A 13553-nucleotide genomic window follows, 5' to 3' on the forward strand; every position below is an offset into this window, starting at 1 on the left:
GCGGTTATTCGGCGGCAACTTCCACATCGCCTTCCGGCGATGGCGACGGCCAGCGCGCGAGTGCTTCGGCGCCAGCCGGTGTCAGGCCGTAAATGCCGCGCTCGACGCGCTCGAACCAGCCATAGACATTGCCGCGCAGGATATTCATCGCCGTCGGGACGGCCGGTTTCAGGTCCCGGGGGCGTAACGGGCCCGCTTGCAGGGCGGCGGCGCAGGCCAGCGCCTGTTGGCGGTAGGCCGTCATGATCGGCGCCCGGGTGCTGCCGCCAACGGCCGGATCGCCCTTGCGCTTCTTGTGCTCGTTGACGAGACGCGACCGCTTGCGCGCGTTCTTGCGCGGCATCGGCGCAACCGGGCTGACGATGACATCGACCGTGCCGTTGTCGGAAACACCGAGCATGCCGAAACCAAGCCGGCGGCAAAGATCCCGGTAGCGGCGGTCGCTTTCGCGTCCCTTTCCCTTGGCCGAAACACGGGCGGCAATCCAGACCTCGTCGCTTGCCGCCGCCCTGTCGACGGCCTGCAGGACGAGTTCGAGATTGAAGCTGAGCTTGAGTTCGCAGATGACCACGACAGGCGGCTCGTCGGGGCTCAGGCCGACGAGGTCGCAGCTGGCGATTTCGCCTTTGACGCTGTAGCCGGCCGCCTCGAGAAAGCGTTTGATCGGCAGATAAAGCGTGGTCTCCAAATCATGTCCTCACATCATCGTCGGCTACGGTCTTGACGCGTTTTGTTGGCGAGATCAACGAAGGCCTGCAATTTTGCTGGTGGATGCCGGCTGTTGACAGATGGCAACTTTCGATTTACGACTGACGAAATTCAAAATTCGTCAGTCGTAAATCGAAAGATTGTAGGATGGATGACAACACGGAAATCCTGGATGCTGCCCGGCAGGACAATGTGACGCGCATACTGGATAGCGCGGAGCGTCTGTTCCGGCATTATGGCTACGCCAAAACCAACGTCGCCGACATCGCGCGCGATCTCGGCATGTCGCCCGCCAACATCTACCGTTTCTTTGCGTCGAAGACCGAGATTCACCAGGCCGTCTGCGGCCGCATGCTCGAGGGCGGCTATCAGCAGGCCCTGGAAATCTCCCGCCGGCCGATCGGCGCGGCCGATCGTCTGCGGCAATATCTGAATGCGCAACACCAGTTGATCGTTACCGCGATGATGGACCAGGAAAAGGTGCACGAGATGGTCATCGTCGCCATCGAGCGTGACTGGCACGTCATTGAAAAGCACATCGACCGGATCCACGAACTGATCGAAGAGATCATTCGGCAGGGCATTGCCGCCGGCGAGTTTGCCGAGCAGGACGCCGCCGCCGCTGCCCGCTGCTTCGGCGCTGCGACCGTCAACATGTGCCATCCGCAGATGGTGGCCCAATGTCTTTCCAAACCCAACCGGGCGATGCCCGGCGAGCTCATCGAATTTGCCATCAAGGCATTGAGATAAAAGCCGCTGGCCAACGGCTCGTTTTCGACACTTCATTTCAAGATCAGGAGCGCGAACATGTCTTCGCCCAGCCAGTCCCGCCGTCGTTTGTCCATTGCCGCCGTCATCTCCGTCGCGGCCCTCGCCTTGTCCGCCTGCTCGGAGCAGAAGGCCGAGACCGCAGAGGTCGTGCGCCCGGTCAAGGTGGTCGAGATTGCAGCGGCCGACAATAGCCGCACGCTCAGCTATTCCGGCACGGTGCGCGCCCGCACCGAAATGAACCTCGGCTTTCGTATCAACGGCAAGATCACCGCGCGCCTCGTCGATATCGGCCAGCGGGTGAAATCCGGCGATCTGCTCGCCCGTATCGATCCGGCCGATTACGCGCTTGCGGTTCGCAGCGCTCAGGCAAACCTTGATGCCGCCGAACAGCAGGTCGAGACCGCCGAACTGGTCCGCGTCCGCGCCGAGCAGTTGTTTGCCAAGAATGTCTCGCCGAAATCGCAGCTTGAGCAGGCGGTGCTCAGCTACAATCAGGCTGTCGCCACCCGCGATTCTGCAAAATCGACTCTGGAGCAGGCCGAAAACCAGGTGAGCTACGCCGATCTGAAATCCGATCAGAACGGTATCGTTACCGCCGTCAGCGCCGATATCGGCCAGGTCGTCGGCTCGGGAACACCGGTCGTCACCGTCGCGGTCGATGGTGAGAAGGAAGTTCTGGTGGCCATCCCCGAGACGGACATTGCCCAGTTCAAGCCCGGCAAAATCGTCACCGTGGGCTTCTGGTCGGATGCCGCATTGATGTTGCAGGGCAAGGTCCGCGAGGTGGCCGGCAGCGCCGACCCCCAATCGCGCACCTTTGCCGTCCGCGTCAGCCTGCCGAACGATCCGAACGTGCTTCTCGGCATGACCGCCGGCATCTTGGCTTCCGCCGCGGACATGCAGCAACTGCTGTCCATCCCGCTTAGCGCACTTGCCAGGAAGGATGATCAGCCGATCGTCTGGACCGTCGACCGCGCCGCCGGGACCGTGCATTCCCGACCGGTCAAGGTTGCTGATTTCACCGGCGACGGCGTGCGGATCACGGACGGGTTGAAGCCTGGCGATATCGTCGTTGCCGCCGGTACGCAGTTCATGACGGAAGGTCTCAAGGTGAAACTCGACAGCGAAATGACGCAGCAATCCGCGTCCGCCGATAATGCCGGCGGCAACGCCCAGCTTGTGCGCTGAACCCTAGATCCATCGAAAGCGGAACAACGCCGATGACCACCTCCACCGATCAAAAGCAGTCCTTCAACCTGTCGCGCTGGGCGATCGGGCATCCGAGCATCGCCCGCTTCCTCTTCGGCCTGATCCTCATCACCGGCGTGCTTGGCCTGATGCGCATGGGCCAGAAGGAGGATCCGGATTTCACCTTCCGCGTCATGGTCGTGCAGGCCATTTGGCCGGGTGCCTCGATCCAGGAGATGGAAGACCAGGTCGTCAACAAGATCGAGCGCAAGTTGCAGGAAACGCCGCATCTCGATTTCGTCCGCTCCTATACCCGCGCCGGCAGCGCCATCATCACCCTGCAGGTCAAGGGCGATACCAACGGCGCCGACGTGGCGGATGCCTTCTATCAGGTGCGCAAGAAGGTCGGCGATATCGCCAATGAACTGCCGCAGGGCCTGCTCGGCCCCTATTTCAACGACGAGTTCGGCGATACCTTCATCACTCTGCATTCGCTGAGCGGCGCGGGCTACAGCTACCCCGAGCTGAAGACATTCGCCATCCGGGCGCGCGACATGCTGCTGACGACGCCCGGCGTCGAAAAGGCCGTGATCATCGGCGACCAGCCGGAAAAGATCTACATCGACATTTCCTCCGCAGTGCTGGCCTCCCGGGGACTGACGCTGACCGACGTACAGAACGCCATCAAGGGACAGAACAATGTCGATCCGGCCGGTTCCGTCGATACCGGCACGCGCTCGGTGCGTATCTCCGTCGAAGGCGGACTGACCAAGGCATCGGATATCCGCGAGCTTCGGCTTAGATCCGGCAGTCAGGTCACCCGTCTTGGCGATATCGCCACCGTGTCGTCGGGCCTGGAGGACCCCTATCAGCGCAAATATCGCTTCAACGGGCAGGACAGCGTCCAGCTTGGGGTCGTCATGGCCAAGGGGTTCAAGGTGACTGATGTCGGCGCGGCGGTCGAGGAGACCTACAAACGCTTCGAATCGGCTCTGCCGTATGGCGTGGCGGTCGATCAGATCGCCAACCAGCCGGAAGTCGTCACCGACGCCGTCAGCGAATTCATGCATGCGCTCGGCGAGGCGCTGGTGATCGTTCTGGTCGTCTCGTTCCTGTCGATCGGCTGGCGCTCGGGTCTCGTCATCGCGATTGCCATCCCGCTCGTTCTGGCCGCCACATTCGCCATCATGTACGAACTGGGCATCGACCTGCAGCGCATCTCGCTGGGTGCTCTCATCATCGCCCTTGGCCTGCTCGTCGATGACGCGATGATCGTCGTCGAGATGATGGAGCGGAAACTGGAGGAGGGGCTGGACAAGCTCGATGCCGCCAGTTTCGCCTATTCCTCGACCGCGTTTCCGATGCTGACCGGCACGCTGATCACCACGGCCGGCTTCATCCCCGTCGGATTTGCCGCCTCGACAGCCGGTGAATATGTCCGCTCGCTGTTCTATGTCGTCGGTATCGCGTTGGTCGTCTCCTGGTTCGTGGCCGTCTATTTCACGCCCTGGCTTGGCTACATGATCCTCAAGCAGCGGCATCATGCAGGCGAACATCACGACGTTTTCGACACGCGCTTCTACCGTCGTCTTCGTGGAGCCGTCGGCTGGGCCGTGCGCCACCGCATCATCGTGCTGTCGTTGACGCTCGTCACCTTCGCGACCAGCCTCTGGGCGTTCCAGTTCATTCCGAAGAATTTCTTTCCGCAGTCCTCGCGTCCAGAAATTCTCGTCGATCTCTGGCTGCCGGAAGGCACCAGCATCAAGGAAGTGGAAAACCAGGCGAAGGCGCTGGAAGCAAAGATACTCGACGACACAGACAAGACGTTCATCGCTACCTATATCGGCGAGGGCGCTCCCCGCTTCTTCCTGCCGCTCGACCAGCAGCTGCGCAATCCCAACTTCGCCCAGCTTCTTGTCATGGCGCATGACGAACCCGCCCGCGAACGGCTGATCGTCAAGCTGCGTACGATCCTTGCCGAAGATTTTCCGTCCATTCGGGGCAAGGTCGACCGGCTGTTCCTCGGACCTCCGACCGGCTGGCCGGTGCAGATGCGTGTGATAGGACAGGATCGTGCGGAAGTGCGCCGGATCGCCGATCAGGTGAAGGCGAAGTTTGCCGAAAACCCAGCGCTTGGCGCTATCCATGACGATTGGCTCGAACCGGTTCCGACGATGAAGCTGGTGATCGACCAGGACCGCGCCCGGGCGCTCGGCGTCACCTCGCAGCGCATCCGTCAGATGCTGCAGGCCACCATGGCCGGCGCTCCGCTCGACGATTTCCGCGATGGCGAGGAAACAGTCTCGATCGTCGCCCGGGAACCGGACGCGAACCGTCATCTGCTCTCGGCGGTGGATTCGATCTATATCCCGACGGATTTCGGCAGTTTCGTGCCCCTGTCGCAGGTCGCCAAGGTCGTCCCGGTTCTGGAACAGGGCGTCGAGTGGCGCCGCAACCGCCTGCCGACGATCACGGTGCGCGGCACGCTGCCGGACGACGTGCAGCCAAACGATGTGGCGATAAAGATGTATGCCGATCTGAAGCCGCTGCGCGACAGCCTCGCACCCGGCTACAAGGTCGAAATTCAGGGCGGTGCGGAAGATGCGGCCGAAAGCCAGCAGTCGATTGCCGACAAGGCACCGATCATGCTCGCCGTCATCGTCGTGCTCTTGATGATCCAGCTGCAGCATTTCGGCAAGGCGATGCTGGTGCTGGCGACCGGTCCGCTCGGCATTATCGGTGCGGCCGCGGCTCTCTTGATCAGCGGCGCACCCTTCGGGTTCGTGGCGATCCTCGGTGTCATCGCGCTGCTCGGCATCATCATGCGCAACTCGATCATCCTTGTCGATCAGATCGATCAGGATATCGCTGCGGGCATGGACCGGACGGAAGCCATCATCGGCTCGGCCGTTCGCCGTTTCCGTCCGATCGTGCTGACGGCGCTGACGGCGGTTCTGGCGCTCATCCCCATCTCGCGCGGCGTCTTCTGGGGCCCGCTCGCCTATGCGATGATGGGCGGTATCCTCGTCGCCACGGTGCTGACGATCCTCGTGCTTCCGGCCGGCTATGCCCTGTTCTTCGGCAAGGCGCCGAAGTCGAAACCCGCAGAGCCGGAGCAGGCGGACGGGGAAGACGAGGCGGACGCCGCGTACCCGGCCGCCATCGCGGCGGAGTAATCCGCCGAAAGTCGGAGATCTATCCGGTTTACGACAAGCGGCGCCCTTCGCTATCGAAGAGGCGCCGCTTGTCGATATCGCAGGACAGCCGCACGGCGCTTCCGGCCCCGATCGGCTCGGCGCCGCGATGTTCGGCGGTTACCGGCTGGCCGTCGGCCAGCTGGCAATAGAGATATTGCGTGCCGCCGAGATATTCGAAGAAATCGACCCGGGCCTCAAGGCCGTCCGGGGCATCGGTGGATACGATCAGGTGCTCCGGGCGAATGCCGAAACTTACTGTGTCGCCCGGCTTCAGACCGTCTCCTGCGACCGGTATCGCCATCTCGGTCTGCCCGATTGCCACCTTGCCGCTCCCCAGCCATCGGGCGTTCAGGAGGTTCATCCGCGGTGAGCCGATGAAACCCGCGACGAACATGTTAGCCGGGTTCTCGTAGATTTCGCGCGGGCTGCCGGTCTGCTCGATGCGGCCGTCGCGCAGGACGACGATCACATCGGCGAGCGTCATCGCCTCCGTCTGGTCGTGGGTGACATAGATCATCGTGTTGCCGAGCTCGCGGTGAAGCCGTGCGATCTCGATGCGCATCGAGACGCGCAGTTCCGCATCGAGATTGGAGAGCGGTTCGTCGAACAGGAACACATCCGGCTTGCGCACGATCGCCCGGCCGATCGCCACCCGCTGCCGCTGGCCGCCGGACAGCTGTCCGGGACGGCGCTCCAGCAGCGGATCGATCTTCAGGATCGCCGAGGCGGCCTTGACCCGTGCTTCGATCTCGGCCGGTTGCGTGTGCGCCATCTTCAGTCCGAAGGCCAGATTGTCACGCACGCTCATATGCGGGTAGAGCGCATAGGACTGGAAGACCATGGCAATGCCCCGGTCGGAAGGGTCGAGATCGGTGACGTTGCGCCCCTTGATCTCGATCTCGCCGTCGCTCACCTCCTCCAGCCCGGCGATCATCCGCAGCAGCGTCGATTTTCCGCAGCCGGACGGTCCGACGAAGACCACGAAGGACCCCTCCGCGATCGTCAGGTCGATGCCGTGAATGACCTCCAGGCTACCAAAACTCTTGCGAATGTCAGTCAGCACAACGCCGGTGTCGGTCATGTCATTCACCGTTCTGTTCGCCCGCCCGGACCCAGACCAGCATTTCGCCCGGCTCCCGGTTGTCCCAGAAAGGATAGGGGATGAACCGCGCCGTTCCCTTTTTCGTGCTTGGCGGCGTCGTGCGATAAAGCGTGGCGCCCCAATCGGCTTCATCGCGTGTGACCGGGATATCGAACGCCACCGCGCCACGCAGCTCGGCGATTTCCGTTGTCTTTGCTGCGGCGAGGTTGCCGGTCAATTCGATTGCATTCAATTCCCGGCCATTGTCGGTGGCCTCGACGCAATAGACTAGCGGTCCGCGCATCAGCGCCGCGCGGCCGGCATCCTGACGCACCAGTGGATTGGCAAAGAGGGCGCGGGGGCTGAGCGGAATATCGAGGTCGATATGGTCTCCAATCTTCCAGTCGCGTTCGATGCGGGCATAGCCGTCGATCGTCGCCGATGAGAGATCGACCGCCTGACCGTTGACCTTCAATGTCGAACCATCAGCCCATTCGGGAATGCGCAGAGAGATGGCGAACCGGGCCGCCGTGTCCGCCGTCACATCGAAACGGATCGCCCCGTCCCAGGGATAACGGGTCTTTTGCGCCAGCTCGATCTTGGCGCCGCCGATGTCGAAGCGGGCCGTACTCTCGCCGTACAGATGCACGGCGATCTCGTCCTCGGAAACCGCATACATGTAGGAGCCGATCGAGGCGAGGAGGCGGGCGATGTTTGGCGGGCAGCACGGGCAATGGTGCCAGACCCAGCGGTGATGTTTGCCGCCGCTTTCCAGCGGGTTCTCGTAGAAGAACGTCTTGCCGTCGAGCGACAGGCCGGACATGGCACCATTGTAGAGCGCCTGCTCCATGATATCGGCATAGCGCCGGTTGGGACCGCGCCCCAGCATGCGGTTGGCCCAGAAGACCAGGCCGACCGAGGCGCAGGTCTCGGCATAGGCGCTTTCGTTGGGCAGGTCGTAATAGTCGGTGAAGCCCTCGTTGGAGGCTGCCGGGCCGATGCCGCCGGTGATATACATCTGCTTGGTGGTCAAGTCGTCCCAAAGGGTTTCCAGCGCCGCCGTCAGGCTGTCGTCGTTATACTCCGTGGCGATGTCGGCCATGCCGGAGTAGAGATACATGGCGCGCACGGCATGGCCGACGACCTTTTTCTGGTCGCGCACCGGTTGGTGAGACTGGCTGTATTCATAGGTCTTCTGGATGAAATTGGCCGGATCGCGGCCGTCGCGGATGGTTTCCTCGGTGAAATAGTGCGGCTCGGCGCCACGCTCGTCGATGAAGAACTTGCAGAGGTCGAGATACTTCTTGTTGCCGGTGACGCGGGCAAGCTTCACCAGCGCCAGTTCCACCTCCTCGTGGCCGCAATAGCCGCGTTTCTGACCCTCGCCAGGACCGAAGACCGTGATCAGGTAATCGGCATAGCGGCACATGATGTCGAGCAGCTTGCGCTTGCCGGTCGCCTGAAAATAGGCGACGGCGCCCTCAATCAGGTGGCCGGCGCAGTAAAGCTCGTGATGGTCGCGCAGGTTGGTCCAGCGGCGGCCGGGCTGGACGCGCTGGAACCAGGCATTGAGATAGCCGTCCTCATCCTGCATCTTCCCGTACATGTCGATGATCTCGTCGACACGCGCCTCAAGCTTCGGATTTGGCCGGCGGTAGAGCGAATAGGCGACCGTCTCGATCGACTTGCCGAGATCCGAGTCCCAGAACATCTGCGTGGTGCCGCCCCAGGGCTGGATCGGGATGACGATGCCGGGGCTTGGCTGGCTGGTGTCGATGGCGTCAAGCATGCCGGCCTCGACGCAGCGGTCGAGCAGCGTTTCGGCTGTCGTATCACAGATCGCATCCTGACGGTCGCCGAACAGGCCGTGGATATCGACGCTGGGCACGGGCAGGGGGCGGAACTGGCGGTCTCTTTTCATCGTGTTCATGGCTTCATCCGTTTCTTGAGATCATTTCACCGCGCCGGCCATCAGCCCGCGCATGTAGTAGCGTTGCAAAAGCAGGAAGACGATCAGGCAGGGGACCGTCATGACGGCGACGCCGGCCTGCACGGCGCCCCAGTTGACCGCGCCGAGACGCCCGGCCCGTACTGCCATCATCAGGACAGGCAGCGTATATTTGTCATTGCTGGACAAGAGGATCAGTGCTGCGAGAAACTCGTTCCAGGCATTGAGGAACGCGAAGATCGCCACGGTCGCCACGCCCGGCAGGACCAGCGGCAAAAGCACGCGCACCAGCAGCCGCAAATCCCGCGCGCCGTCGATACGGGCGGCTTCCTCGATCTCCTTCGGCACGGCGTCGAAGGCATTGCGCATCATGAAGACCGAGAAGGGCAGCTGCAGTGTCACATAGACCAGCGTCAGTCCGAGCAGCGAATTGTTCAAGCCCAGCTTGGCGAGGATGATGAACAGCGGTGTCAGGATCGACTGGAACGGGATCATCAGCGTGGCGATGATCAGGACGAACAGCACGTTCTTCAGCGGAAACCGGTAGCGCGAGAAGCCATAACCGGCGAGCAGGCTGACGGCGACGGTCAGCACCACGGTCGCGAGCGAGACCAGCAGCGAATTGATCGTATGCTGCCAGATACCGGCACCGAACGTATCGAGTGACTGGTAGGAATCAAGGCTGATCCCGCTTGTCGGCCAGGGCGGCAGCGGCGGCAGGCGAGCCTCTGTTCCATGGCGGAACGACGCCAGGAAGGTAATGACGAAGGGGGCCAGAAAGAACAGGCAGATGGCGATACCGGTCGCATGATAGGCGCTGTCGGACCGGAAGGCCTTGCGGGTGCGGCGTTGCTTCGAGAGGTTCCTCGCTGAAGGGGTCATGGCCGCTCCTCCGCGACGCGCAGCAGCCAGAGTTGCACGATGCTGATCGCAACGAGGATGGCGAGCAGCGCAATGGAGAGGGCGGCGCCATAGCCGAGATTGAACGACACGAAGGATTGGTTGAAGATGTAGTAGACCACCGAGATCATCCGGTTCTGCGGCCCACCCGACGTCATGATGTAGAACTGGTCGAAGGCGAGGATCGAACCGGTGACGGAGATGATCAGCGCCAGCGCGATGGTCTTGCGCATCAGCGGCAGCGTCAGGTGCCGGAAACGCTGCCAGCGTCCGGCGCCGTCGATGCGGGCGGCTTCCGTCAGCTCCGACGGAATGGCCTGCAGGCCGGTCAGAAGAATGATCATGGTGAAGCCGGCAATCTTCCAGACGACCATGACGATGATCGTGAGAAAGGCGCTGTCGAAGGTGGCGAGCAGATTGGGGCTCTTGTCCACCCAGCCGAGCGCCTTGAGAACCGGTCCGATGAAGCCGCTGTCGACATTGGCCAGCCACACCCAGAGCAGCGAGGCCGTGGCGAGGCCGACGACGACGGGCAGGAAGATGATGGTGCGGTAGGCGCTGACGAAGCGCCGCTGTTTCTCGACGAAGATCGCCAGCGGAAAGGCGACGGCGAAGATCGCGATGGTGACGACGACGGTATAATAGGCGGTGAATTGCAGCGCCGACATGAAGCGGGCGTCGTGGAACATGCGGACGTAGTTCTTGAAGCCGATCCAGCGCGTGCTGCCCATCAACGGCCAGTTGTGCAGGCTCATCCAGCCGGTGAAGATCACCGGTATGACGAAGAACAGGATGACCAGCGCCATTGCCGGCGCGATGTAGACAAGGCCGCGCCAGCCCGATCTGCGCCGCCGCCTGCGCTGCGGTGATGGGGTCTTCGAACCGGAACCGGTCATCGAAATGCTCCGCATGGATTTGAAAGAATTGGCCGGGAGGCGGCTTTTCCTCCCGGCCACAGCGACCGGGAGATTATTGGCCGCTGTCGATGATCGACTGCATTTCGCTCTGGGCGTTTGAGAAAGCGCCATCGACGTCGTCACCATAGATGGCGGCGTTGGTGAAGCTCGCCCAGGGGCCGTTGGCGCTGTTGATCAGGTCGTTGAACTGCAGCGTGTAGGGCGTCTTGGCAACGGAGATGGCCTGGATGCCGACCTGCAGCCGCGGGTCGAGACCTGCCAGAACCTTGTCGGCAATATCGCCGCGGGTCGGCAGGCTGCCGTATTTCGCCATGATCTTCTGGCCGTCCTCGGAATAGATATATTCGAGGAATTCCTTGACGGCGGCGATCTTCGGCGTCCCCTTGGTGACCACGAAATTGTCGCCGCCGGCAAAGGAGGATGTTCCGCCGGTGGCGCCGGGGATCAGCGTGACACCAAAATGGATGTCCGGATGTTCCGTTACCAGTGATCCGATGGCAAAGGCGCCGAGGCTCTGCTGGCCGATCTTGCCGTTGGTGAAGGAGAGAAAGTTCGCGCCGTTGTCGCTGGCGGCCCCTGCGGGCACCAGATCCTTCTTGACCATGTTGCGGTAGATATCGACCGCCTTGCGCATTTCCGGCGTATCGAGCGTTGCCGCCTTGCTGTCGGCTGACAGGATATCGGCGCCCGATCCCCAGACCAGCGGGGTGAAGGTAAAGATCATGCAGCCGCCGCAACCGCCGCCGGAGAAATAGAAGCCGTAGGTATCGTCACCCAGCGCCCGGATTTTCTCCGCATTGGCGGTGATCTCGTCCCAGCTGGCCGGTGCTTTTTCCGGATCGAGGCCGGCCTTCTTGTAGAGATCCTTGTTCCAGGCAAAGACGGAGGTCTCGACGGACAGCGGCAGGCCGTAGATGCGGTCCTCATAGGTGCCGAGCTTGATGTGCGACGGCGAAAGAGAATTGAAATAGGGCAGGGACTTTGCCCAGTCCGTCAGGTCTTCCAGTTGTCCGGCCGCTGCAAAGGCCGGATTGTAGATCAGGTCCATCGACAGCGCATCGGGCGCCTGTCCGCCGGCGATCGAGGTTGCGTATTTCTGCACCAGTTCCGAGAACGGCACCTCCGTCATCGCCACCTGGTTCTCATGGCTGGAATTGTAGGCTTCGACGGCCTTCTTGAAGGCATCGCCGACGCCGGTGCGAACCCACATTTCCACCTTTTCGGCCGCCGCTGCACTGGCAACCAGGCACAGGGTAGCGATGCTGGTCGCTGCCAATAGACGCTTGATCATGACACTCCTCCCAATATGGCGCCATCTCCTCCGGCGCCCGCGTTCATTCCCTCGGGGTGCTGCCCCCGCATGACTGCCGGACAACCAGCCGGCATGGCAGTTTCCTCACGCCCGGCTCGACAGGCCGTCCCTCCGCAAGCGCCAGAACGGTCAATCCCGCCTGCCGCCCGAGTTCCTTCAGTTCCATATCCACCGTCGTCAGCGGTGGCCGCGTCTGGGCCGCAACAATCTCCCAATTGTCGAAGCCGATGACGGATACGTCTTCCGGCACTTTGATACCGCGCTCGCGCAGGGCGTCCACGGCCCCGCGGGCGATCTGGTCGTTGCCGCAGAACAGCGCATCCGGCTTTTCTCCAGGCCGCCTCCAGATCTCCGCGATCGCGTCATGCCCCCAGCTTTCCGACCAGAGGCCGTATAGGACCGGTTCGGCACTGCCAGCGGCGGCACTGTAGGCATCGGCGCGCTCCCGCACGGAGAAAAATTCCTTTGGGCCGGTGATATGCGCAATCCGCTGCCGCCCGCTCCGCAAAAGCCATTCAACGGCCAGCGTTGCGCCCTGCGCATCGTCCGACCGGAAGGTCACGCTGTTCGGCGTGCCCTCGGTAAAGGCATAGACCACCGGAACCGGCAGGTTCGAGAGATCGACCGGCAGACGCCTGTCGAGCCGCTTGCCGGTGGCGATGATGCCGTCCACCTGCTTGTCGAGCATCGCCTCGACATGGATCTGCCCCAGCGCCGGATCGTCCTCGATGGCGCAGAGGAAGACCGAAACGCCATGATCGACCAGCGCCTCCGAAACACCGGCCATAACCGGCAAAGTGAAACGGCCATAGGTATCGTTGGTCAGAAGCCCGATGGTGAAGCTGCGCTTGCTGAGCAGGCCGCGCGCCAATGCATTCGGGCGAAAGCCGATGTCGCTGGCGACGCGCTTTACCCGTTCGCGCGTCTCGTCTCCCATGCGTCCTGTGTTGTTCAGCGCTTTCGACGCGGTCGAAATGCTCACACCCGCTGCCGCTGCAACGTCATGGATCGTAATGCGCTTCTTTGCTCCCCCGGTATCCAGAATATCCTCCCTCAATTGAGATGAGAAAACCTTTTACCAAGGGCAATGTCAAATGAAAAAACGTTTTCTCAAAAAAACCATTGGAATTGAGGGATGTGGGTGTTTTTGCTGGTGAGGCGGAAGCTCCCTCCGACACCGGTGCTCGCTGGTATGCGGGCAGATCAGAGCAGCAGCCGTTTTGAACCGATTTATGAGTTGGCGAGCCATCTGCTGCGCGCATAGCGCATGGCTGCCGTGCAAAATTCTGCCTACGATTTAAGCGGAATCAATGTATATTCAGCTCATCGAAGTGATGCACCTCCTCCCGCAGAGCTTCGATATTGTAGGTGTCCTCGCTCCTCCTCCCAGAGGGCACTTGCGGAATGGCAACACTCCTCCTCCCAGTTGCCGTTCGGTTCTATTCGAAAGCCTGCCGCACCTCCTCCCGCGGCAGGCTTTTTCGATTCAGGGCTCTTTTTCTCCGTCATTCATCCAAACGCAAAAACCGCC

10 protein-coding genes are annotated in these 13553 nt (G+C 62.0%); 3 read left to right on the forward strand and 7 right to left on the reverse strand.

The features are described 5' to 3' along the window. Nucleotides 1-4: 4 nt before the first annotated feature. Nucleotides 5-688, reverse strand: a complete 684-nt coding sequence (locus ADU59_RS13635; protein WP_068954673.1) for a DUF2161 domain-containing phosphodiesterase — start codon at nucleotides 686-688, stop codon at nucleotides 5-7. Nucleotides 689-855: 167 nt separating this feature from the next. On the opposite strand from ADU59_RS13635, the gene ADU59_RS13640 reads away from it, so the two are divergent. The 3 genes from ADU59_RS13640 to ADU59_RS13650 are packed head-to-tail and all read left to right on the forward strand — an operon-like array spanning nucleotide 856 to nucleotide 5843. Then, nucleotides 856-1458 (forward strand): TetR/AcrR family transcriptional regulator, encoded by a 603-nt coding sequence (locus tag ADU59_RS13640; protein ID WP_068954674.1) that lies wholly within the window; start codon nucleotides 856-858, stop codon nucleotides 1456-1458. 57 nt (nucleotides 1459-1515) lie between these two features. Then, the gene (locus ADU59_RS13645; protein WP_068954675.1) at nucleotides 1516-2667 is read left to right on the forward strand and encodes an efflux RND transporter periplasmic adaptor subunit; all 1152 of its coding nucleotides are present in this window, start codon (nucleotides 1516-1518) and stop codon (nucleotides 2665-2667) included. Between the two features lie 32 nt (nucleotides 2668-2699). Further along, entirely contained in the window at nucleotides 2700-5843 is a 3144-nt protein-coding gene (locus ADU59_RS13650; RefSeq protein ID WP_068954676.1) for an efflux RND transporter permease subunit, read from the forward strand. Nucleotides 5844-5871: 28 nt separating this feature from the next. Here ADU59_RS13650 and ADU59_RS13655 read toward each other — a convergent pair whose 3' ends face one another. The 6 genes from ADU59_RS13655 to ADU59_RS13680 all read right to left on the reverse strand — a co-directional run bounded on the left by ADU59_RS13655 (nucleotide 5872) and on the right by ADU59_RS13680 (nucleotide 13079). Then, nucleotides 5872-6945, reverse strand: a complete 1074-nt coding sequence (locus tag ADU59_RS13655; protein ID WP_068954677.1) for an ABC transporter ATP-binding protein — start codon at nucleotides 6943-6945, stop codon at nucleotides 5872-5874. Between the two features lies 1 nt (nucleotide 6946). Continuing rightward, the gene (locus ADU59_RS13660; RefSeq protein WP_068954678.1) at nucleotides 6947-8875 is read right to left on the reverse strand and encodes a glycoside hydrolase family 127 protein; all 1929 of its coding nucleotides are present in this window, start codon (nucleotides 8873-8875) and stop codon (nucleotides 6947-6949) included. A gap of 21 nt (nucleotides 8876-8896) precedes the next feature. Next, complete coding sequence (locus ADU59_RS13665) at nucleotides 8897-9775, reverse strand: carbohydrate ABC transporter permease (protein WP_068954679.1); 879 nt, start codon at nucleotides 9773-9775, stop codon at nucleotides 8897-8899. Next, complete coding sequence (locus ADU59_RS13670; RefSeq protein ID WP_068954899.1) at nucleotides 9772-10689, reverse strand: carbohydrate ABC transporter permease; 918 nt, start codon at nucleotides 10687-10689, stop codon at nucleotides 9772-9774. The genes ADU59_RS13665 and ADU59_RS13670 overlap by 4 nt, the downstream gene beginning before the upstream one ends. Before the next feature lie 73 nt (nucleotides 10690-10762). Then, nucleotides 10763-12001: an ABC transporter substrate-binding protein gene (locus ADU59_RS13675; protein WP_068954680.1), complete on the reverse strand. Its 1239-nt coding sequence runs from the start codon at nucleotides 11999-12001 to the stop codon at nucleotides 10763-10765. A 43-nt stretch (nucleotides 12002-12044) separates the two neighbouring features. Then, nucleotides 12045-13079 (reverse strand): LacI family DNA-binding transcriptional regulator, encoded by a 1035-nt coding sequence (locus ADU59_RS13680; protein WP_425332016.1) that lies wholly within the window; start codon nucleotides 13077-13079, stop codon nucleotides 12045-12047. Nucleotides 13080-13553: the final 474 nt, after the last annotated feature.

This window comes from Pararhizobium polonicum (genome assembly GCF_001687365.1).
Taxonomy (GTDB): Bacteria; Pseudomonadota; Alphaproteobacteria; order Rhizobiales; family Rhizobiaceae; genus Pararhizobium; species Pararhizobium polonicum.

Excerpts from the sequence above, each read along its gene's own strand:
- ADU59_RS13640 (WP_068954674.1), top strand. The coding sequence starts at position 856 with ATGGATGACAACACGGAAATCCTGGATGCTGCCCGGCAGGACAATGTG.
- ADU59_RS13645 (WP_068954675.1), top strand. The coding sequence starts at position 1,516 with ATGTCTTCGCCCAGCCAGTCCCGCCGTCGTTTGTCCATTGCCGCCGTC.
- ADU59_RS13650 (WP_068954676.1), top strand. The coding sequence starts at position 2,700 with ATGACCACCTCCACCGATCAAAAGCAGTCCTTCAACCTGTCGCGCTGG.
- ADU59_RS13655 (WP_068954677.1), bottom strand. The coding sequence starts at position 6,945 with ATGACCGACACCGGCGTTGTGCTGACTGACATTCGCAAGAGTTTTGGT.
- ADU59_RS13660 (WP_068954678.1), bottom strand. The coding sequence starts at position 8,875 with ATGAACACGATGAAAAGAGACCGCCAGTTCCGCCCCCTGCCCGTGCCC.
- ADU59_RS13665 (WP_068954679.1), bottom strand. The coding sequence starts at position 9,775 with ATGACCCCTTCAGCGAGGAACCTCTCGAAGCAACGCCGCACCCGCAAG.
- ADU59_RS13670 (WP_068954899.1), bottom strand. The coding sequence starts at position 10,689 with ATGACCGGTTCCGGTTCGAAGACCCCATCACCGCAGCGCAGGCGGCGG.
- ADU59_RS13675 (WP_068954680.1), bottom strand. The coding sequence starts at position 12,001 with ATGATCAAGCGTCTATTGGCAGCGACCAGCATCGCTACCCTGTGCCTG.